Here is a 20,925-nt window from a genome sequence, read left to right on the forward strand (position 1 = left end):
TTGTATTAATTTTCTGGTTCTGTGTAATAAATTTCAAAAGTAGCTCTGTTTTCTTCAGGTACAGATTCTTTACTACCATAAAGTACAGTACCTTTAGGAGAGATAGTTGAACTTGAAGGAACAAAATTTATCATATCTTCTTCAGTTGTGTTTATTATTCTTGAAGTGGATATGTTGTTTACGTTAGTTGAAACAAATATTCCTAAATCTAAATTTGTCGAGTCGCTTATAAGAATATTTTTAACATGCTCTGTTAATCTAAATTTGTATCTAATACCGTTTTCATCTTCGTCTCTTTCTAAACGTGGCGCATAAATAATTTTTGAGTTTATTGGGTTTAAAAAATTGCTTGAAGCATCAAAATAATAATCTATGATAGGTACATTGTTTTTTAAATCGTAAAGTATTACTCTTTCTGATTCAACATCATTAGGACTACTTTGGTTATTAACAAGATCTTGATTTACGTAAAAAATTAAGTCTGCCTCATTAATTAACCATTTTTCATTTTTTTCTTTAAAATATTCTAAAGCAGGAACATCACTTCCAGATTCATCTTGAACTGTACCTTCAAATAGTTTTATAACAGAAAAATTTCCATTCATACCTTTTAAGTACAAATTGTCATCACCTAAAGTAGCGTCACCATCTGTAGGCGTGGTATATAAATTATTAAAGTTGTTAGCTTTAATTCCTGTAAAGTCTAAAGTGTATTGGCCTGTTAATAATTCTTCTTGGTCAACATCATCTTCATCGTAATAGGTATATTCTAAAGTTATATTAGCATTGGCATCACTTAAATTAAGCATAGCCATACTGCCGTCTCCAGTATTATCTTCTACTTTAAAAATTAGTCCTCTAAAGTAATTATAAAAACTACTATTGTTTGAAAGTTCTTCGCTGTCTTGATAAGGAAAAAATAAATTTTCCCAATCGCTTAAATTAATGATGTTTGCGTTGCTATCATTAAAAAGATCTACATAAATTCCAGGAGCTAAAACCTCTGTTTCATCATCTTCGTTAGTAATACTGTGAGTAGAATTACTAATTGAAAAATCGTTGTTTTCATAAAGTAACTCTAGTGTTTGTGAATTTACATCTATAGTTTCAAATATGTTTGAGTAATAAAGCTGTTGGTCTTCAAAATCTGAAGCAGGATCTAAGTCTCTTAACAGGTAATTGCTTCTATAAATAGAAAGTTTAAATGTTGCAGATTGATTACCAAAAACAGAATCTAATGTGTATGTAGAAACTCCATCATCATCTGTACTTTCTATTTCAGAATAATATGGTATGTAAAGTTTTACAGATTGAAGTGTTGGGTTTACACCAAAATCTGGGGATAAGTTTGTTGGTAAAACTTGAGTTATAATACTTGCTTCTGTAGCTCCGTAAGGTTGCATATCGTCATGATATACACCTAAAAGATTGTTTGGTAACCCGTTTGTTTGAATTGGATTACTTTTTTTAGTATAAGAAACAAAAGGGAAAACTTTACGATTGGTTTCAAAGTTTTGTACACCTCTTATATCGCTATCAACATTTAAGTAATCTCTGTCGCAACCTACAGTAATTAATGTGATTAAACCTAATAACGCTAAAGGTTGAAAGGTTTTAGTAATAAACTTTTTCATTAAAAATTTTTTGCTCTTTGTTAGCTTAAAACGTCATTGTTATAGAAATTAGTGTAAGCTTCACTAAATTCATCTTTAGGTTGGTAATCTAAGACAGGTTTTTTAGAATCTTTTAAATGTTTTGTTAAATCTTCTGGAATATCTTCAGATCCAACGATTAATGCATCAGATTGATCTATTGCAACCTTCATTAAGTTTGAATATGTTGGGTTTTCTAATACTTTAATTTTATCCTCTTCTATGCCATCAAATTTTATTTTGTTTATTAGGTCTTTATTTAAGGTTTCTTCAAAACTTTGACTATAAACAGAGGTTACAATTTTACTTTGGTTAAATAACGGTTCATCGCTATAAAATTGCTTCAAATATAAAGGCAGTAAAGATGCTAACCAACCATGTACATGGATAATGTCTGGTGACCAATTTAATTTTTTAACTGTTTCAATTACGCCTTTTGCAAAGAAGATGGCGCGTTCGTCATTGTCTTCAAAAAGATTTCCGTTTTCATCAGTAAAAGTTGCTTTTCTTTTAAAATACTCGTCATTATCGATAAAGTAAACCTGAATTCTTTCCTTTGGGATTGAAGCCACCTTAATAATTAAAGGCATGTCTAAATCGTTAATAACAAGATTAATTCCTGATAAGCGTATTACTTCATGTAATTGGTGTCTTCTTTCGTTTATATTGCCATATCTTGGCATAAAAATTCTTATTTGTCCACCTTGTTGATTCACCATTCTTGGTGCTTCAAACGACATTGAAGAAATTTCAGTTTCTGGTAAATAAGGCACCACTTCAGATGATACATATAATATCCTCTTATCTTTCATAAATTATTAGCTTTTCCGAATTAAAAATAAAAAACACGCAAAAGTACAAAATTTTATGCAGATTGCCACTAAAAGATTAAGTTTGCATGCGTTAATTAAATAATAAATAATGATTGTTTTTACAAAAAAAAGCGAATTAAAAGCTAAAATTTCTTCTTTTAAAGAGAAAAACATGACCATTGGTTTTGTCCCAACAATGGGCGCATTGCATAAAGGTCATTTAGCTTTAGTAAATGAAGCTTTGGCTAATAATAATCAAGCTATCGTTAGTATTTTTGTTAACCCAACTCAGTTTGATAATCCTGAAGATTTAAAAAAATATCCAAGAACTTTGGATAAAGATGTTGAATTATTAAAATCGTTATCAGAAAATATTATTGTTTACGCGCCAACGGTAGAAGATATTTACGAAGAACAAACAAAATCTCAAAAATTTGATTTTGACGGTTTAGAACACCAAATGGAAGGAAAATTTAGAGATGGTCATTTTGATGGTGTAGGTACTATAGTAAAGCGTTTGTTTGAAATTGTAACTCCTAATAATGCCTATTTTGGAGAGAAAGATTTTCAGCAACTAGCCATTATAAAAAAAATGGTTTCTAAAAACAAAATGCCTGTAAACATTGTAGGATGTAAAATTTATAGAGAAGCTAATGGATTGGCATTAAGTTCTCGTAATACAAGATTAACCTCAGACTATAAAGAAGCAGCTCCTTTTATCTATAAAACTTTAAAAACTGCCAAAACTAAGTTTGGCACAAAAAGTGCTAATAAAGTTACAGAATGGGTTGAAAATCAGTTTGCAAAACATAATTTATTAGAATTAGAATACTTTACAATTGCAGACGAAGCAACCTTAAAAACAGTAAAACGCAAATCTAAAAACAAAAAATATAGAGCTTTTGTTGCAGTGTATGCAGGAGAAATACGACTAATTGACAATATAGCTTTAAATTAATTATCTTTGTCCCATGCAAATTCAAGTAGTAAAATCAAAAATTCATCGTGTAAAAGTTACTGGTGCAGACCTAAATTATATAGGAAGTATCACTATTGATGAAGACTTAATGGATGCAGCCAATATTATTCAAGGCGAAAAAGTACAAATTGTAAATAATAATAATGGTGCGCGTTTAGAGACTTATGCTATACCTGGTCCACGTAACTCTGGTGAAATAACACTTAACGGTGCAGCAGCACGATTAGTATCACCTGGTGATGTGTTAATTTTAATAACTTATGCTTTTATGGATATAGAAGAAGCTAAGGTATTTAAGCCATCATTGGTGTTTCCAGATGAAGCAACAAACTTATTAAAATAGATGTCTAAAAGACCTGTAATACAAATATTAAAAATAGCACTCCCAATTTTATTGGGAGTTTTTTTAATATGGTATTCTTTGTCTAAAATATCTATCTCTGGATTACTAGAGTATTTTAAAAATGCCAATTATTTATACATCTTTTTAGGTGTTGTATTTGGTCTACTAAGTCACCTGTCAAGAGCGTATCGTTGGTTGTTTATGTTAGAGCCAATGGGTTATAAAGTAAAAATGGGTAATAGTATAATGGCAGTTTTTGCTGCGTATTTAATCAATTACACTATACCGCGAGCAGGTGAAGTTGCAAGAGCAACCGTTTTAACAAATTACGAAGGTGTACCTTTTCAAAAAGGTTTTGGGACTATTGTCGCAGAGCGTGTTGCAGACTTTATAGTCATGCTATTAATAATAGGAGTTACGCTAGTACTTCAATTTGAATTCATCTTTAATTTTTTTACAGAAAAATTCAATCCAACCAAGCTTATAATTGCTTTTTCAGGATTAATAATTTTAGCGTTTCTTTTTATTCTTTATATCAAAAAAAGCAGCTCAAAAATAGCTTTAAAAATAAAAACCTTTGTTCAAGGTTTAATAGAAGGTGCGTTAAGTGTCTTTAAAATGAAAAAGAAATGGGCTTTTATCTTCCATACATTCTTTATTTGGGCAATGTATATTTCAATGTTTTACATAACCACATTTGCTATAAAGGATCTAGGTAATGTGTCTATTGGAGCTGTTTTAATAGGGTTTATTTTAGCTACTTTTAGTATAGCAGCAACAAACGGTGGTATTGGATCATACCCAGAAGCAATTGTAATAGCTTTTACATTATTTGGTTTACCTGAAGATCCAAGTCGTGCATTTGGATGGATTATGTGGACATCCCAAACCCTATTAATATTTGTTTTAGGAGGACTATCTTTATTGTATCTTCCTTTTTTTAACCGAAACAAATAATTTGTACATTGCACTAAACTTAATCTATTAACCTTATGAAACGTTTTTTATTACTGCTAATAACGTTAGTTTTAAGCAATACACTAACATCCCAAACCATTTATAAAGAAATCAACTCTGAAAAGTTAGGCGAATCTCGTCAACTAAAAATTCAAGTACCACGTAACTACGATACTTCAGATAAAAAATATCCTGTAGTTGTTGTTTTTGACGGAGATTATTTATTTGAAATCGTAGCAGGAAACGTAGATTATGCAGCCTATTGGGAAGATATGCCAGAAGCAATCGTAGTAGGAATAAATCAATATCAAAAACGTGAATCAGATTGTTTTTACAGTGAGCAAAACTCTTTACCAATAGAGACTGGTGCTGCTTTTTTTGAGTTTGTAAGTATGGAGCTTATTCCGTTTATAGATAAAAATTTCCGTACAGAAAATTTTAAAGTTGCAGTTGGACATGGGCAAACAGCAAACTATATTAATTACTATTTATTAAAAGGAGTTCCTTTATTTCAAGCCTATATTAGTTTAAGTCCAAGTTTGGCACCAGATATGAAAACATATCTAACAGAGAAAATGCCAAAATTAGAACAAAAAATATTCTATTATTTAGCAGCAGCAAACAATGATAAGGGTAACATTAAAGAAGAAACAGAAGCGTTAGCAAAAAGTATTTCTTCAATAGAAAATGATAATCTTTTAGATCATTCTGAAGTTTTTACAGACGCGACACATTATTCTTTACCTGCGCAGGCTATCCCAAAAGCTTTACAAAAAATATTCTTAGTATTTCAACCAATAAGTTTAAAAGAATACAAAGAAACTGTTCTAAATCTTGAAGGAAATCCGGTTGATTATTTAAAAGAAAAATATGAAACTATAGAAACGCTTTTCGGTATAAAAAAACCAATTTTAATTAACGATTTTAAAGCAATCGAAGCTGCGATTAAGAAAAAAGAAAAGTACGAATACTTTGAAGATTTAGGTAATTTAGCTCGTAAAGAATACCCAGATACCTTACTTGGACATTATTATCTTGGTCGTTTTTACGAAGAAACGGGTAAGTCTAAAAAAGCAATGAAAACATATCAATCTGCATATGTTTTACAAGAAATAGGAGGTATTACAAAAGATTTAGTTTTAGAATTAGCAGAACAAATTAAAGCAGATTTTGGGTATTAATGGCAAAAGTAAAAACAACGTTTTTTTGTCAAAATTGTGGCACACAATTTTCTAAATGGCAAGGTCAATGTACATCTTGTAAAGAGTGGAATACCATTGTAGAAGAAGTGGTGCAAAAGCCTGAAAAAAATGATTGGAAAACATCAACTTCTAACACTTCAAAAAGAGTTTCAAAGCCATTAAAGCTAAAAGAAATTGATTCGTCTCAAGATGTAAGACTTGATACGAAAGATGCTGAATTTAACCGTGTTTTAGGTGGTGGTATTGTACCAGGATCTTTAACACTTTTAGGAGGAGAACCTGGTATAGGTAAGAGTACATTGCTGCTTCAAGTGTCCTTAAAATTACCTTACAAAACGTTGTATATTTCAGGTGAAGAAAGCCAGAAACAAATAAAAATGAGAGCAGAACGTATTAACCCTAATAATGAGACCTGCTACATTTTAACCGAAACCAAAACTCAAAATATCTTTAAGCAAATTGAAGCAATTGAGCCCGATATAGTTATTGTAGATTCCATTCAAACACTGCATAGTGATTATATTGAAAGTTCAAGCGGAAGCATTTCGCAAATTAAAGAATGTACTACAGAGCTAATCAAGTTTGCTAAAGAAACCAATACGCCAGTCATCCTCATTGGACATATTACAAAAGATGGTCACATTGCAGGACCTAAAATCTTAGAGCACATGGTAGATACTGTACTTCAGTTTGAAGGCGATCGTAACCATGTATTCAGGATTTTACGTGCTAACAAAAATAGATTTGGATCAACAAACGAGCTAGGTATTTATGAAATGCAAGGATCTGGTTTAAGAGAAGTCTCTAACCCAAGCGAAATTTTAATTTCTCAAAAAGACGAAGCTTTATCAGGTAATGCAGTTGCTGCAACTTTAGAAGGTATGCGTCCTTTAATGATAGAAGTACAAGCGCTGGTAAGTACAGCTGTGTATGGTACGCCACAACGAAGTGCTACAGGTTTTAATGCCAAACGTTTAAATATGTTATTGGCAGTTTTAGAAAAACGTGCAGGATTTAGATTAGGCGCTAAAGATGTGTTTTTAAATATAACTGGTGGTATTAATGTAGACGATCCAGCAATAGATTTAGCAGTAGTAGCTGCTATTTTATCTTCAAATGAAGACGAGCCACTTCAAACCGATTTTTGTTTTGCTGCCGAAGTTGGCCTATCTGGAGAAATTAGACCAGTACAACGCGTAGAGCAACGTATTCAAGAAGCTGAAAAGCTAGGTTTTTCAACTATTTTTGTGTCTAAATACAATAAGATTACGATTAAACCTAAAGGAATAAAAGTTCAATTGGTTTCAAAAATTGAAGATATTGTAGATTTTTTAAGCTAGAATTATAAAAATAGATCTTTAAGAGCTTCAATTTGAAGCTTTTTTTATGCTCAAAAATCAGACTTTTAAACAGAATTCATTAATTTCGCGACTCTTATAAGAAAAACGAAAACATGAATACTGGATTTCCTGAATATAAAGGACTTAACTTACCAAAAGTAGCAGAAGAAATTCTTAACTATTGGGAAGACAATAATATCTTCGAAAAAAGTGTAACCTCTCGCGAAAACGCAGAACCTTTTGTGTTTTTTGAAGGTCCACCATCTGCAAACGGTTTACCTGGTGTACACCACGTATTAGCACGTGCAATAAAAGATATTTTTCCAAGGTATAAAACCATGAAAGGTTACCAAGTAAAGCGTAAAGCTGGTTGGGATACACATGGTTTACCAGTAGAATTAGGTGTAGAAAAAGAATTAGGAATTACCAAAGAAGATATTGGTAAAAAAATTACTGTAGAAGAGTATAACGCAGCATGTCGTAAAGCCGTTATGCGTTACACAGACATCTGGAATAACCTAACCCAACAAATGGGATATTGGGTAGATATGGACGATCCATACATTACCTATAAACCAAAATATATGGAAAGTGTTTGGTGGTTGTTAAAGCAAATCTACAATAAAGAATTGCTGTATAAAGGCTATACCATTCAGCCATATTCTCCAAAAGCAGGAACAGGATTAAGTTCTCACGAGCTTAATCAACCAGGAACATACCAAGATATAACCGACACAACAATAGTTGCCCAGTTTAAAGCAATAGAAAATACATTGCCAGATTTTCTTCAAAATGAAGGCGATATTTACTTCCTAGCTTGGACTACAACACCTTGGACTTTACCAAGTAACACAGCATTAACCGTTGGTCCAAAAATAGATTATGTTTTAGTTGAAACTTATAACCAATATACCTTCAAACCTATGAATGTGATATTGGCTAAAAATCTTGTTAATAAGCAATTTGACGGTAAGTATAAGCAAGTTGAAACAAAGCCAGAATTAATCGAATATAAAGAAGGTGACAAGAAAATTCCTTTCTATATCGTAAAAGAATTTAAAGGAAAAGATTTAGTTGGTATCAAGTATGAACAATTGTTAAATTACGTATTACCAAATGATAATCCTGAAAATGCATTTAGAGTAATTTCTGGAGATTTTGTAACGACTGAAGATGGTACAGGTATCGTACACACAGCGCCAACTTTTGGAGCAGATGATGCTTTAGTGGCAAAACAAGCCACACCAGAAATACCGCCAATGTTGGTAAAAGACGAGAATGATAACTTGGTGCCACTAGTTGATTTACAAGGTAAATTTAGGCCAGAAGTAACTGAGTTTGCTGGTAAATATGTGAAAAACGAATATTACGCAGAAGGTGAAGCACCAGAAAAGTCGGTTGATGTAGAAATTGCCATCAAACTTAAAATAGAAAACAAAGCCTTTAAGGTAGAAAAATACAAGCACAGCTACCCAAACTGTTGGCGTACAGATAAACCAATTTTATACTATCCGTTAGATTCATGGTTTATCAAAGTAACCGACGTAAAAGATAGAATGCATGAGTTAAATACAACCATTAACTGGAAACCAAAATCTACAGGAGAAGGACGTTTTGGTAACTGGTTAGCCAATGCAAACGATTGGAATTTATCGCGATCACGTTATTGGGGAATTCCGTTACCAATCTGGCGTACAGAAGATGGTAAAGAAGAAATCTGTATCGGTTCTGTTGAAGAATTAAAAGCCGAAATGACTAAAGCTGTTTCAGCAGGCGTACTTCAAAAAGATATTTTTGAAAATTTTGAAGTTGGTAACATGTCTGAAGACAACTACGATAAAATAGATTTACACAAAAATATTGTAGATCAAATTACGTTAGTGTCGCCTTCAGGTCAACCAATGAAGCGCGAAAGCGACTTAATAGACGTTTGGTTTGATTCTGGATCAATGCCTTACGCACAGTGGCATTACCCATTTGAAAACAAAAACTTAATTGACAATAACGAAGCCTATCCTGCCGATTTTATTGCTGAAGGTGTAGATCAAACACGTGGTTGGTTTTATACGCTTCATGCAATTGGAACAATGGTTTTCGATTCTGTGGCGTATAAAAATGTAGTATCAAACGGATTAGTTTTAGATAAAAACGGACAAAAAATGTCTAAGCGTTTAGGTAACGCGGTAGATCCTTTTGAAACCTTAGATAATTACGGCGCAGATGCCACACGTTGGTACATGATTGGTAATGCCAATCCATGGGACAACTTAAAATTTGATATTGAAGGTGTAGAAGAAGTAAAACGAAAGTTTTTTGGTACGTTGTATAATACTTATTCGTTCTTCAGCTTATATACCAATTTAGATAAATTTAGTTATGCTGAAGCAGAAATTCCTTTAGCTGAACGACCAGAATTAGACCGTTGGATTCTTTCAGAATTACACACCTTAATTCAAAAAGTAGATGAATATTATGCCGAATATGAGCCTACAAAAGCAGCACGTGCAATTTCAGATTTTACACAAGATTACTTAAGTAACTGGTATGTGCGTTTAAGTAGAAGACGTTTCTGGAAAGGCGATTACCAAACCGATAAAATTTCGGCTTACCAAACGCTGTATACGTGTATGGTAACCATTGCAAAGCTAGGTGCGCCAATTGCACCATTCTTTATGGATAAGCTGTATTTAGATTTAAATAGCGTAACTAAAAAAGAGACGTTTGAAAGTGTTCACCTTTCAGACTTCCCTAAATATGATGCTAGTTTTGTAGATAAATCTTTAGAGCGAAAAATGGAGAATGCGCAAACAATTTCTTCATTAGTTTTATCGTTAAGAGCTAAAGAGAAAATTAAAGTACGTCAGCCACTACAGAAAATCATGATTCCTGTAGATTCTGCACAGCAAAGAGAAGAAATTAAAGCGGTAGAAAACTTAATAAAACACGAGGTTAATATTAAAGAAATCGAGCTTTTAGAAGACGCTTCAGATATCTTAGTTAAGCAAATAAAACCTAATTTTAAAGTGCTTGGACCACGTTTTGGTAAAGATATGAAGTTGATTGCTAGCGAAATACAAAAACTTGGCGCAGACGATATTAAAAATATTGAACAAAATAACACTTTAGACATCGATTGTAATGGAAAAATTATTACATTACAACGTGAAGATGTTGAAATAACATCGCAAGATATTGAAGGTTGGTTAGTTGCTAACGAAGGTAAAATAACAGTAGCTTTAGATGTAACTATTACAGAGCCATTACGTGAAGAAGGTATTGCAAGAGAATTAGTAAACCGAATTCAAAACCTACGTAAAGACTCAGGATTTGAAGTCACAGATAGAATTACTGTACAAATCCAAAACGACCAAAATATCGAGCAGGCTATTAACAACAATCTAGATTATATTAAGACCGAAACCTTAACTGATAATCTTGAAATTATTAACCAAATAGACAATGGTATAGAAATTGCTTTTGATGACGTAAATACCAAATTGTCTATTCAAAAAAATTAAAAATTATGGCAACAGATACAAACGTAAGATACTCTGATAAAGACTTAGCAGAGTTCAAGGCTTTAATTCAAGAAAAAATTGAAAAAGCACAGCACGATTTAGAGTTAATAAAAAGTGCTTATATGAACGATCATAATAATGGTACAGACGATACGTCACCTACCTTTAAAGCTTTTGACGAAGGAAGTGAAGTAATGAGTAAAGAATCTAACTCGCAATTAGCAATTAGACAAGAAAAATTTATTCGCGATTTAAAAAACGCATTAATCCGAATAGAAAATAAAACTTACGGTATTTGTCGTGTTACAGGTAAATTAATAAACAAAAAACGTTTAGAATTAGTGCCGCATGCCACATTAAGTATTGAGGCAAAAAACATGCAAAAGTAATCTATTGCTAAACACATAAATCACATAATTTAACGCTTCAATACTTTTTTGAAGCGTTTTTTATTTCTATATATTTTGAAATTCAAACTTGTTATATTTTTTCTTTTAGTTATCCATTTTTCTGTTGCTCAAAAGCAAACTGAAAAGCAATGGAATGCACAACAAATTGAAAAAGTTGATATTAATGGCGAAGGAATTTTTAAAATTTACATTAAAAATAGTGAATCAAATACTATTGATTTGGTGGTTAAATTTGAAGGAGAACATTCTGAAAATCTAGTGATAATCGATAGTATTAATCAAGGTGTTTTAAAATTATCTACAGGCTTTCAGCCTTTATTTAAAGCAGATAATGATAAGTTAAGTGCACACAAAGTATTGTCTGTAGAGTTGCAATTAAGTATTCCAAAACATATTGATTTAAATATTAAAAGTGATATTGCGCAAACTAAAATAGAAGGTCAATTTCCAAATGTGTTTATAGAATTAAAAACAGGTAATTGTACGTTAGATCCTTTTTTTGGTAATGCAACAATAAATACCATAAGCGGAAATATTAATATAAAAACAAATAACGCAAAAACCATTGCAAAAAGTAAAACAGGAATAGTTGATGTTAAGCAATTTAAACTAGCATTATATCAATTAAATCTGCAAACTGTTAACGGAAATATAAACGTCTCTAAAATTTAAAAAATAAGTCTATTTTTGTTTTGCAGATAAGCCTTAATCCTAACTATGTCTTTAAAAAAAGCAACCATTTTTATCATTTTAATTTTACTTATTGATCAGGTAAGTAAAATATATGTAAAAACTCATTTTGTGTTAGGCGAAGATGTTGCTGTTTTTGATTGGTTTAAAATCTATTTTATAGAAAATAGCGGCATGGCTTGGGGCACAAAACTAAGTGATCTTTTACCTTTTATTAGTGACCGTACTGCAAAAGTTAGTCTTACTGTTTTTAGGATTTTTGCAATTATAGGTATTGGATATTGGTTATTTAATAGTATTAAAAAGCAACAATCTAAAATGCTTAATGTTGCACTTATCTTTGTGTTTGCTGGTGCTTTGGGTAATATATTAGATTCTGTGTTTTATGGTGTTTTATTTGATGATAGCGTTGGTCAAGTAGCTACATTTATGCCAGAACAAGGTTATGATAGTATGTTGCACGGTAAGGTAGTAGATATGTTATACTTCCCGATTTGGCAAGGTTATTTACCAGAATGGATACCAAGTGTTGGCGGTAAATACTTTACTTTTTTTGAGCCTGTTTTTAATGTTGCAGACGTAGCAATTAGTATTGGTTTTGGGATATTAATTTTCTTTAATAAAAAGGCGTTTCCTAAAAAGGAAGAGGTTTAAAATTCATAAACCTTATCTGGCGTTACACAATAATCTAAAGCAATATCACCTTCAAAAACACCATTGATTTTAGCTTCAGCTTCAAAAAAGGATAAGCCTATTTTTACAGTGTTAGGTCTGCACGTTGCTAAAAAATTATCATAAAACCCTTTACCATAGCCTACGCGGTTTCCTTTTATATCAAAAGCTAAAAGCGGGATAAAAACTACATCTATCATGTGGTTTGGTACTTCAATTCCGTTTACAGGTTCTGGTATGTTATATTGATTTAGTTTTAAGGTAGTATTATCAGATAATAGATAGTTTGTTAATGTATTGGTTTCAAAATTACTTTTAGAAATAGCTATGTTTTTGTCTTTTCCGGATAAGATATTTAAAATAAATTCGGTTTGAATTTCTTTCTGTGATTCAATAGTTAAAAATAAGTGGTACACATTGTAATCCCAAATAGATAGTTTTAGTAATTGGTTAGCAATATCAATACTAAATTGATCTATTTGTTCCTCGGTAAATTGCTGTCTTAAGGATTTATATTTTAGGCGTAATTGGGCTTTATTCATTTTAATTATTTAACTATTTCTGTTGAAATATGAAATAAAGCATCACCTTGATAAACTATTGGAGATTCATTTATATTGAAAACATAACCATCGTGTTTAGCTTTTACAAAATGATTAAATTTTCCGTAAGGATCTGTAATATTTCCAATAGTGTCGCCTTCTTTTATAAACTGTCCTAAATCGACATTAGCTTTAAACATGCCCGAAAAACTAGCACGTTGCCATTTACTATCTAATATTTTTATGCATGCTTTTTTAGGCTCAGAAACGTTGTATTTTCTTCTTAGCATGCCAAAGTGATTTAAGATACGTTTGGCGCCATTAACACCAGTATTTGTAATGTTTTTATCTATATGAAATGATTTTCCGCCTTCAAAAAGAAGGATAGGTTTGCCAAGCTCGTTACACGTTTTTCTAAATGATTTGTTGAGGTTTTTAGAGTATAAAATAAATGGCGCTCCAAATATTTCAGCCATAACATCATCATCTTCATTACCAGGAGCAATACGTATTTGAGGTGCATTAAACCTAAAAGCGCCACCAGTATGAAAATCGACCACAAAGTCTACTTCTGGAATGATTTCGTTTACTAAAGTATAAGCAACACGACTAGCTAAAGAGCCTTTTTTTATACCAGGAAATACACGGTTAAGATCTCTTCCGTCAGGAAATTCGCGTTCCATGTTTATAAAACCAAAAATATTTAAAACAGGAATACAGATTGTAGTACCAACTTTAGGTTTATTTATTCCTTTTGAAATTAATTGACGTACAATTTCAATACCATTTACTTCGTCACCATGTATACCAGCAGTAAATAAAACGGTTGGTCCTGGTTTTTTAGAACGCTCTATAATTACAGGAACATCTACAGGCGTACGCGTGTGTAAATGTGCGACGTTAAAACTAAGTTCGGCACTTTTACCAGGTTTGATAATTTCATCTAAAATATGTAAATCCTTTTGTTGGTAAATCATTAAGCTTTACTATTTCGTTCTAAATAAGTAATGATGCTTTTTGCAATATTTTTTCCTGTAGCTTTTTCAATCCCTTCTAAACCTGGTGTCGAGTTAATTTCTAATAACAATGGTCCTCTAGAAGATTGTAACATGTCTACACCACAAACAGGAAGTTTTAATGCTCTAGAAGCATTCATTGCCAAGCGTAATTCGGCTTCAGAAAGTTTTATAATTTGAGCGCTTCCGCCACGATGTAAATTAGATCTAAACTCACCTTCTTTACCTTGACGTTTCATTGCGCCAACCACTTGACCATCCACTATTAAAGCACGTAAATCTGCACCTTTTGCTTCTTTAATAAACTCTTGTACAATTACTCTGGCTTGTAAACCATTAAAGGCTTCTAAAACAGATTCGGCAGCGTTTTTAGTTTCTGCTAAAACAACGCCAAGTCCTTGTGTGCCTTCTAAAAGTTTTATAATAACTGGCGGTCCGCCAACGTGTTCTATAACTTCTTCTACATCTCTAGAATAATTAGTAAATACGGTTTTTGGCATGCCAATTCCTCTTTTACTTAGACGTTGTAAACTTTTTAATTTGTCTCTTGAACGTAAGATAGAATCTGAAGTTACTGTAGTAAAAACACCCATCATTTCAAATTGTCTTACCACTGCACAACCATAAAAAGTAACCGAAGCGCCAATACGCGGTATTACGGCGTCTACATAATCTAAGTAACGGTCTTTATAATAAATTGTTGGCTTTTCTTTTTCAATAATAATATCGCATTTTAATGGGTCTATAACTTCTACTTTATGACCTCTGTTTTCTGCTTCTTCAACTAATCTGTCTGTTGAATATAAACCTGCATTGCGCGATAGAATAACTATATTCATTCTGATTTTTTCTTAAAGGATTGATTTTGTAAATCGACATCAACTAAAAACTTTCGTTTTAAAAATTGTCTTCCTATTAAAACAGGAAATCTCATGTCGCTTCTTGTGCTTAAAGTTAAGTTAATCTTATAGGTTTTACCAAAAAAAACAACGTCTGTTTTTATTTTATAACGGTTTTCTACGTAACCATTACTACTTTTAACATCTGTTAAACTGTATTCTTTAAATAAAACAGGTTCTGATTTTTGTGTATCGTTTTCATCAAAAAAACAAAGCAAACCTTCTTCTGTAAGTGTAATGTTAGAGCAGTGAATACTTGATGTGTAAGCACCTGTGTCTATTTTACAATTAATGTTTAGTAAATTTAATTTTGGGAAGTCAATACAATCTGTTCTTCCTATAATTTTCTTAGTCATTTTCTTTGTTTAAAAGTCGCGCAATGTAGTAAATATAATAGTGCTTAAAATTTAATTTTGGTTAAAGTTTTAATTAAAAACTATTAAATAATTACCTTTGAATACCGCTAGATTTTATACCCATTTTACTAATTTTTATGAGTAAAACCAACTTAGATATTCAATTAAAAACCATTCCAGAGTCTGCTGGTGTCTATCAGTATTATGACAAAGAAGGTAATATAATTTATGTTGGTAAAGCAAAAAATCTTAAAAAACGTGTTAGTTCTTACTTTACAAAAACACATGATAGTGGTAAAACCCGAGTTTTAGTAAAACGAATTGCAGACATCAAATTTATTGTTGTTGAAACTGAAACGGATGCTTTGTTGTTAGAAAACAATCTGATAAAAAAGCATAAACCGCGTTATAATGTATTACTAAAGGACGATAAATCTTATCCTTGGATTTGTATAAAAAATGAACGCTTTCCGCGTGTGTTTCCAACACGTCGTTTAATAAAAGATGGTAGTGAGTATTTTGGACCTTACACAAGTATGAAAACAGTTCATACCTTATTAGATCTAATAAAAGGATTGTATCAATTACGAACTTGTAACTACGATTTAGCCGAAGATAAAATTGAAGACGGCAAGTATAAAGTATGTTTAGAGTATCATTTAGGAAACTGTCAAGGTCCTTGTGAAGGCTATCAAACCGAAGACCATTATCAAGAAAATATAAAGGCAATTCGCGAAATAATAAAAGGAAACTTTAAAGACTCTTTAGGCCAATTTAAACAGCAGATGAAAACCTATGCTGAGAAAATGCAGTTTGAAGATGCACAACGTATCAAAGAAAAAATAGAAGTTTTAGAAAATTATCAAGCAAAATCTACAATTATAAACCCAAGAATAAGCAATGTAGATGTGTTTTCTATTGTTAGTGATGAGAGTTTTGGGTATATTAATTTCCTTCAGATATCTTATGGATCCATCATTCGTTCACACACTTTAGAAATAAAGAAAAAGTTAGACGAAACCGATAAAGAATTATTAGAATTAGCAATAGTTGAAATAAGAGAACGTTTCAACTCAAAATCAAAAGAAATTTACGTACCTTTTGATGTAAATATTGGTGAAGAAATAAAAGTTACTGTGCCACAATTAGGCGATAAAAAACACATTTTAGATCTGTCTTTAAGAAACGCAAAGTATTATAGAATGGAGCGTTTTAAACAAATAAAGATCACAGATCCAGATCGTCACGCTAATAGGATAATGGCGCAAATGAAAGCCGATTTAAGATTATCTGAAGAGCCAAGACATATTGAGTGTTTTGATAACTCCAACATACAAGGGACTAATCCAGTTGCGGCTTGCGTTGTCTTTAAAAATGGCAAACCGAGTAAAAAAGATTATCGTCATTTTAATATTAAAACAGTAGAAGGACCAGACGATTTTGCATCTATGGAAGAAGTCGTTTTCCGTCGTTACAAGCGGTTATTAGAAGAAGAACAACCGTTACCGCAGTTAATAATAATAGATGGAGGAAAAGGACAATTATCTTCAGCATTAAAAAGTTTAGATCTATTAGGGTTAAGAGGAAAAATTGCCATTATCGGAATTGCAAAACGTTTAGAAGAATTATTTTATCCAAACGATCCAATTCCGTTATATTTAGATAAAAAAAGCGAAACGCTAAAGATTATACAACAATTACGTAACGAAGCTCATAGATTTGGTATAGAGCATCACCGCAATAGACGAAGCAAAAATGCGTTAAATAGTGCTTTAGATACGATACCAGGTATTGGCGAAAAAACTATTGTAGAGTTACTTAAAAAATTTAAATCAACCAAAAGAATAGCTAATGCAAAACTAGATGAGTTAGAAGAAGTAGTAGGCGTATCTAGAGCATCAAAAATTTACAACCATTACCATAAAGAATGAAACCATTTATCATCGCTATTTTACTATTATTATCTGTAAATACAGTAATTAAAGCACAAGAAAAAATACCAAAAGAACCAAAAATTGGCTTAGTTTTAAGTGGTGGCGGTGCTAAAGGTTTAGCGCATATTGGTGCGTTAAAAGTTATAGATAGCTTAGGGATTAGAGTAGATTATGTTGCAGGTACTAGTATGGGTGCAATCGTAGGTTCTCTTTACGCGTCGGGTTATTCAGGAAAAGAGTTAGATTCAATTTTTGATAAGGTAAATTTTGATAACATAATTACAGATAAACTACCAAGAGAAGCAAAATCTAATTACGAAAGAGAAGTTTCTGAAAGGTACGCTATCTCTTTACCTTTTGATGATTTTAAAATGAAATTACCTTCAGCATTATCAAAAGGACAAAACACTTTTAATTTATTAAGTAAGCTTTTAATTAATGTTTGTAATAAAAAAGATTTTAGTGAGCTTCCTATACCTTTTTTCTGTATCGCAACAGATGTAGAAACTGGTAAACAAGTTGTGCTAGATAAAGGTAATTTAGCACAAGCAGTTAAAGCAAGCGGCGCTTTTCCTTCATTATTTGAACCGGTTTTAATTAAAGATCAATTATTAATAGATGGTGGAGTAGTCAATAACTATCCTATAGAAGAGTTAAGAGCTAAAGGAATGGATATAATTATTGGCGTAGATGTACAAGATGGTTTAGCAAATCGTACAGATTTATCTTCTGCACCAGCAATATTATTTCAAATAAATAATTTTAGAACCATAAATGATATGGTTAAAAAGTCTGAAGAAACAGACATATACATTAAACCAGATATATCTAAATTTACAGTTGTCTCTTTTGATGATGGAAGAGAGATTATTGATAATGGAGAAAAAGCAGCTTTGCAAAATTTAGAACAACTAAATCGATTAAAAGGCAAACAGATTAAACCAAGAATAAAAACACAAGTACAAAAATCTCCGGATAGTATAAGGCTTAATTATATAGAAACTCACGGTTTAGAAAAATACACCAGGTCTTATGTGTTAGGTAAACTCCAGTTAAGACCATATTCTAAAATAGCTTATAAAGATCTTACTTTGGGAGCAAATAATTTAGTGGCTACTAATAACTTTGATAATTTCTTTTATGAGCTTAAACCAGAAGAAAATGATGGTTATAAGTTAATAACTAAAGTAAGAGAGTCTAAAAAAACTACTTTCTTAAAGTTTGCTTTACATTACGACGATTTATATAAAAGTGCCATTTTAGCAAATATTACTAAAAAGCAGTTCTTATTAAAAAATGACGTGGTTTCTTTAGATTTTATTGTTGGCGATCATGTAAGATACAATTTTGATTATTTTATAGATAAAGGTATTTATTGGAGTATTGGTGTAAGTTCTAGATTTAATGAATTTGAAAATGGAGTAGTATCATCAGCTTTTTTATCTGAAGGAGAAATAGCAAGCGCAGGTGTAAATAAAATTAATGCAGAGTTAACAGACTTTACCAATCAACTTTTTTTTCAGACTTTATTTAGAAACGATTTAGTTTTCACAATAGGAGGAGAACATAAAAAACTAAAAGTAAAAACAGAAACAATTATTACTGAAGAAAATGAAGAAGAAACTGTTTTTGAAAATAGTAATTATTTAAGTGTTTTTGGTAGTCTTAAGTTTGATTCTTATGATAGCAAATACTTTCCTACAAGAGGAATGTACTTTAATGCACAAGGTAATTACTACTTATATTCATCAGATTTTGGAGGAGATTTTTCGCCTTTTTCAATCTTAAAAGCAGAAGTAGGTTATGCTTTTAGAGCAACAGATAAACTATCTTTTAATGTAACTTCAAATGGTGGTTTTAAGATTAACCCAAAAGCAAATAGATTTTTAGACTTTGTTTTAGGTGGATATGGCAATGACCTTATAAACAATTTTAAGCCATTTTATGGATATGATTTTTTCTCAATAGCAGCAGATTCATACATAAAAGGATCTGTTACTTTAGATTACAATTTCATCCCAAAAAACCACATTATTTTGGCTGCAAATTATGCCAATGTAGAAGATAGGTTGTTTGATGACGGAGATTGGCTATCTTGGCCAGAATATTCTGGTTACGCTGTCGGATACTCTTTAGAAACATTTTTGGGTCCAGTAGAAGCCAAATACACATTCTCTCCAGATACAAAAAAGGGATTTTGGTTTTTTAATTTAGGATACTGGTTTTAGATTAAGTTTTTGAAAATCAGTTTGTTTAAACTTAACAAAAAAGACTTTCAAAACTCTAAAAAAAATACGATATTTGAAATATATGAATACCATTTGGATGCATTTATTATCTCACTTAAAATTTCTTATTAAAAGAAATCCAGAATAGTATTCTTCTAACTTAGCTAACAAACAATTAGACATTAGTCTAATATTTCATTAATAAAAATATCAAACAATGCCATTTTATCATAAATTAGGCAAGATACCGCCTAAACGACACACACAATTTAGAAAACCTGATGGTTCTCTTTATTCAGAGCAATTATTTGGTACAATAGGGTTTGATGGTATGTCTACAAATTCATATCACGAGCATCCGCCAACAAAGGTAAAAGCTATAAAAAAGCAATATAGTGTAGCGCCAAAAATTGCTAAAGCTAATAATATACAATCCTATAGATTTAGAGGCTTTCAGGTAAAACCCGAAAATGATTATTTAGAAAGCCGTAAAACAGTTTTAACCAATAGTGATTGTAACATTTTACTATCGGCACCTAAACAATCTACAAAAGATTATTTCTATAAAAACACAGATGCAGACGAGCTTATTTTTATTCACAAAGGAACGGGTAAGTTGCGCACTATGTTAGGTAATTTAGACTTTAAATACGGAGATTATCTTTTAGTTCCAAGAGGAATAATTTACAAATTAGATTTTGATACAGAAGATAATAGATTGTTTATTGTCGAATCTAGAAGACCAATTTACACGCCAAAACGCTATCGAAATTGGTTTGGACAATTATTAGAACATTCGCCATTTTGCGAGCGTGACTTACGTCAACCTCAAGAATTAGAAACTTACGACGAAGAAGGAGAGTTTTTAATTAAAGTGAAAAAACAAGATGATATTTTTGATATGGTCTACGCTACTCATCCTTTTGATGTTGTTGGTTACGATGGTTTTAACTATCCGTATGCTTTTTCAATACATGATTTTGAGCCAATAACAGGACGTATACATCAACCGCCACCAGTACATCAAACTTTTGAAACCGATGCGTTTGTAGTTTGTAGTTTTGTGCCAAGATTATATGATTATCATCCAGAATCAATCCCAGCACCATATAATCATAGTAATATTGATAGTGATGAGGTGTTATATTACGTAGACGGAGATTTTATGAGCCGTAATGATATTGATGCAGGTCACATTAGTTTGCATCCAGCAGGTATTCCGCATGGTCCACATCCTGGTGCTGTAGAACGAAGCATAGGAAAAGTTAAAACAGACGAATTAGCAGTAATGGTTGACACATTTAAACCGTTACAAGTAACAGAAGAAGCATTAAAAATAGCAGACGAAGATTATTTTAAATCTTGGTTATAAATA

18 protein-coding genes are annotated in these 20,925 nt (G+C 31.5%); 12 read left to right on the forward strand and 6 right to left on the reverse strand.

Annotated elements, in window-relative coordinates; genetic code table 11:
• Window positions 1–5 precede the first annotated feature (5 nt).
• Together WA327_RS06415 and WA327_RS06420 are read right to left on the reverse strand one after the other, a co-directional pair.
• On the reverse strand, window positions 6–1,634 hold the full coding sequence (locus WA327_RS06415; RefSeq protein WP_336067774.1) for a DUF4270 domain-containing protein: 1,629 nt from the start codon (window positions 1,632–1,634) through the stop codon (window positions 6–8).
• A 20-nt stretch (window positions 1,635–1,654) separates the two neighbouring features.
• Window positions 1,655–2,464 carry a glycogen/starch synthase gene (locus WA327_RS06420; protein ID WP_336067777.1) on the reverse strand — a complete coding sequence of 270 codons (810 nt, stop codon included), beginning with the start codon at window positions 2,462–2,464 and terminating at the stop codon, window positions 1,655–1,657.
• A 109-nt stretch (window positions 2,465–2,573) separates the two neighbouring features.
• Between WA327_RS06420 and panC the strand changes: the two genes are divergently transcribed.
• From panC to WA327_RS06465, 9 genes are all read left to right on the forward strand, one after another.
• Entirely contained in the window at window positions 2,574–3,422 is an 849-nt protein-coding gene (gene panC / locus WA327_RS06425; protein ID WP_336067778.1) for a pantoate--beta-alanine ligase, read from the forward strand.
• Between the two features lie 13 nt (window positions 3,423–3,435).
• Complete coding sequence (gene panD / locus WA327_RS06430) at window positions 3,436–3,786, forward strand: aspartate 1-decarboxylase (RefSeq protein ID WP_027879612.1); 351 nt, start codon at window positions 3,436–3,438, stop codon at window positions 3,784–3,786.
• Window positions 3,787–4,743, forward strand: coding sequence for a lysylphosphatidylglycerol synthase transmembrane domain-containing protein (locus tag WA327_RS06435; protein WP_336067784.1), 957 nt, complete (start codon window positions 3,787–3,789; stop codon window positions 4,741–4,743). It begins immediately after the preceding gene.
• A 35-nt stretch (window positions 4,744–4,778) separates the two neighbouring features.
• Window positions 4,779–5,924, forward strand: a complete 1,146-nt coding sequence (locus WA327_RS06440) for an alpha/beta hydrolase-fold protein (RefSeq protein ID WP_336067785.1) — start codon at window positions 4,779–4,781, stop codon at window positions 5,922–5,924.
• Window positions 5,924–7,285, forward strand: a complete 1,362-nt coding sequence (gene radA, locus WA327_RS06445; protein WP_336067787.1) for a DNA repair protein RadA — start codon at window positions 5,924–5,926, stop codon at window positions 7,283–7,285. The genes WA327_RS06440 and radA overlap by 1 nt, the downstream gene beginning before the upstream one ends.
• Before the next feature lie 113 nt (window positions 7,286–7,398).
• The gene (gene ileS / locus WA327_RS06450; protein ID WP_336067790.1) at window positions 7,399–10,803 is read left to right on the forward strand and encodes an isoleucine--tRNA ligase; all 3,405 of its coding nucleotides are present in this window, start codon (window positions 7,399–7,401) and stop codon (window positions 10,801–10,803) included.
• Window positions 10,804–10,808: 5 nt separating this feature from the next.
• Complete coding sequence (locus WA327_RS06455) at window positions 10,809–11,192, forward strand: TraR/DksA C4-type zinc finger protein (RefSeq protein WP_336067792.1); 384 nt, start codon at window positions 10,809–10,811, stop codon at window positions 11,190–11,192.
• A gap of 75 nt (window positions 11,193–11,267) precedes the next feature.
• Window positions 11,268–11,885: a hypothetical protein gene (locus WA327_RS06460; protein WP_336067795.1), complete on the forward strand. Its 618-nt coding sequence runs from the start codon at window positions 11,268–11,270 to the stop codon at window positions 11,883–11,885.
• A gap of 45 nt (window positions 11,886–11,930) precedes the next feature.
• On the forward strand, window positions 11,931–12,557 hold the full coding sequence (locus WA327_RS06465) for a lipoprotein signal peptidase (protein WP_336067797.1): 627 nt from the start codon (window positions 11,931–11,933) through the stop codon (window positions 12,555–12,557).
• Here WA327_RS06465 and WA327_RS06470 read toward each other — a convergent pair.
• The 4 genes from WA327_RS06470 to WA327_RS06485 are packed head-to-tail and all read right to left on the reverse strand — an operon-like array spanning window position 12,554 to window position 15,388.
• Window positions 12,554–13,117, reverse strand: a complete 564-nt coding sequence (locus tag WA327_RS06470; protein ID WP_336067798.1) for a 5-formyltetrahydrofolate cyclo-ligase — start codon at window positions 13,115–13,117, stop codon at window positions 12,554–12,556. The genes WA327_RS06465 and WA327_RS06470 overlap by 4 nt on opposite strands.
• A gap of 5 nt (window positions 13,118–13,122) precedes the next feature.
• On the reverse strand, window positions 13,123–14,094 hold the full coding sequence (locus WA327_RS06475; protein ID WP_336067802.1) for a succinylglutamate desuccinylase/aspartoacylase family protein: 972 nt from the start codon (window positions 14,092–14,094) through the stop codon (window positions 13,123–13,125).
• Entirely contained in the window at window positions 14,094–14,972 is an 879-nt protein-coding gene (rimK, locus tag WA327_RS06480; protein ID WP_336067805.1) for a 30S ribosomal protein S6--L-glutamate ligase, read from the reverse strand. Before rimK ends, WA327_RS06475 begins: the two co-directional genes overlap by 1 nt.
• Window positions 14,969–15,388, reverse strand: a complete 420-nt coding sequence (locus tag WA327_RS06485) for a RimK/LysX family protein (protein WP_336067808.1) — start codon at window positions 15,386–15,388, stop codon at window positions 14,969–14,971. Before WA327_RS06485 ends, rimK begins: the two co-directional genes overlap by 4 nt.
• A gap of 137 nt (window positions 15,389–15,525) precedes the next feature.
• Here WA327_RS06485 and uvrC point away from each other — a divergent pair, with 137 nt between their 5' ends.
• The 3 genes from uvrC (at window position 15,526) to WA327_RS06500 (ending at window position 20,922) form a co-directional block, all read left to right on the forward strand.
• The gene (uvrC, locus tag WA327_RS06490) at window positions 15,526–17,319 is read left to right on the forward strand and encodes an excinuclease ABC subunit UvrC (RefSeq protein ID WP_336067810.1); all 1,794 of its coding nucleotides are present in this window, start codon (window positions 15,526–15,528) and stop codon (window positions 17,317–17,319) included.
• Window positions 17,316–19,550, forward strand: coding sequence for a patatin-like phospholipase family protein (locus WA327_RS06495; protein ID WP_336067812.1), 2,235 nt, complete (start codon window positions 17,316–17,318; stop codon window positions 19,548–19,550). The genes uvrC and WA327_RS06495 overlap by 4 nt, the downstream gene beginning before the upstream one ends.
• A gap of 217 nt (window positions 19,551–19,767) precedes the next feature.
• Window positions 19,768–20,922, forward strand: coding sequence for a homogentisate 1,2-dioxygenase (locus WA327_RS06500; protein WP_336067813.1), 1,155 nt, complete (start codon window positions 19,768–19,770; stop codon window positions 20,920–20,922).
• Window positions 20,923–20,925: the final 3 nt, after the last annotated feature.

The organism is Mesoflavibacter sp. CH_XMU1404-2 (assembly GCF_037029465.1).
Lineage (GTDB): Bacteria > Bacteroidota > Bacteroidia > Flavobacteriales > Flavobacteriaceae > Mesoflavibacter.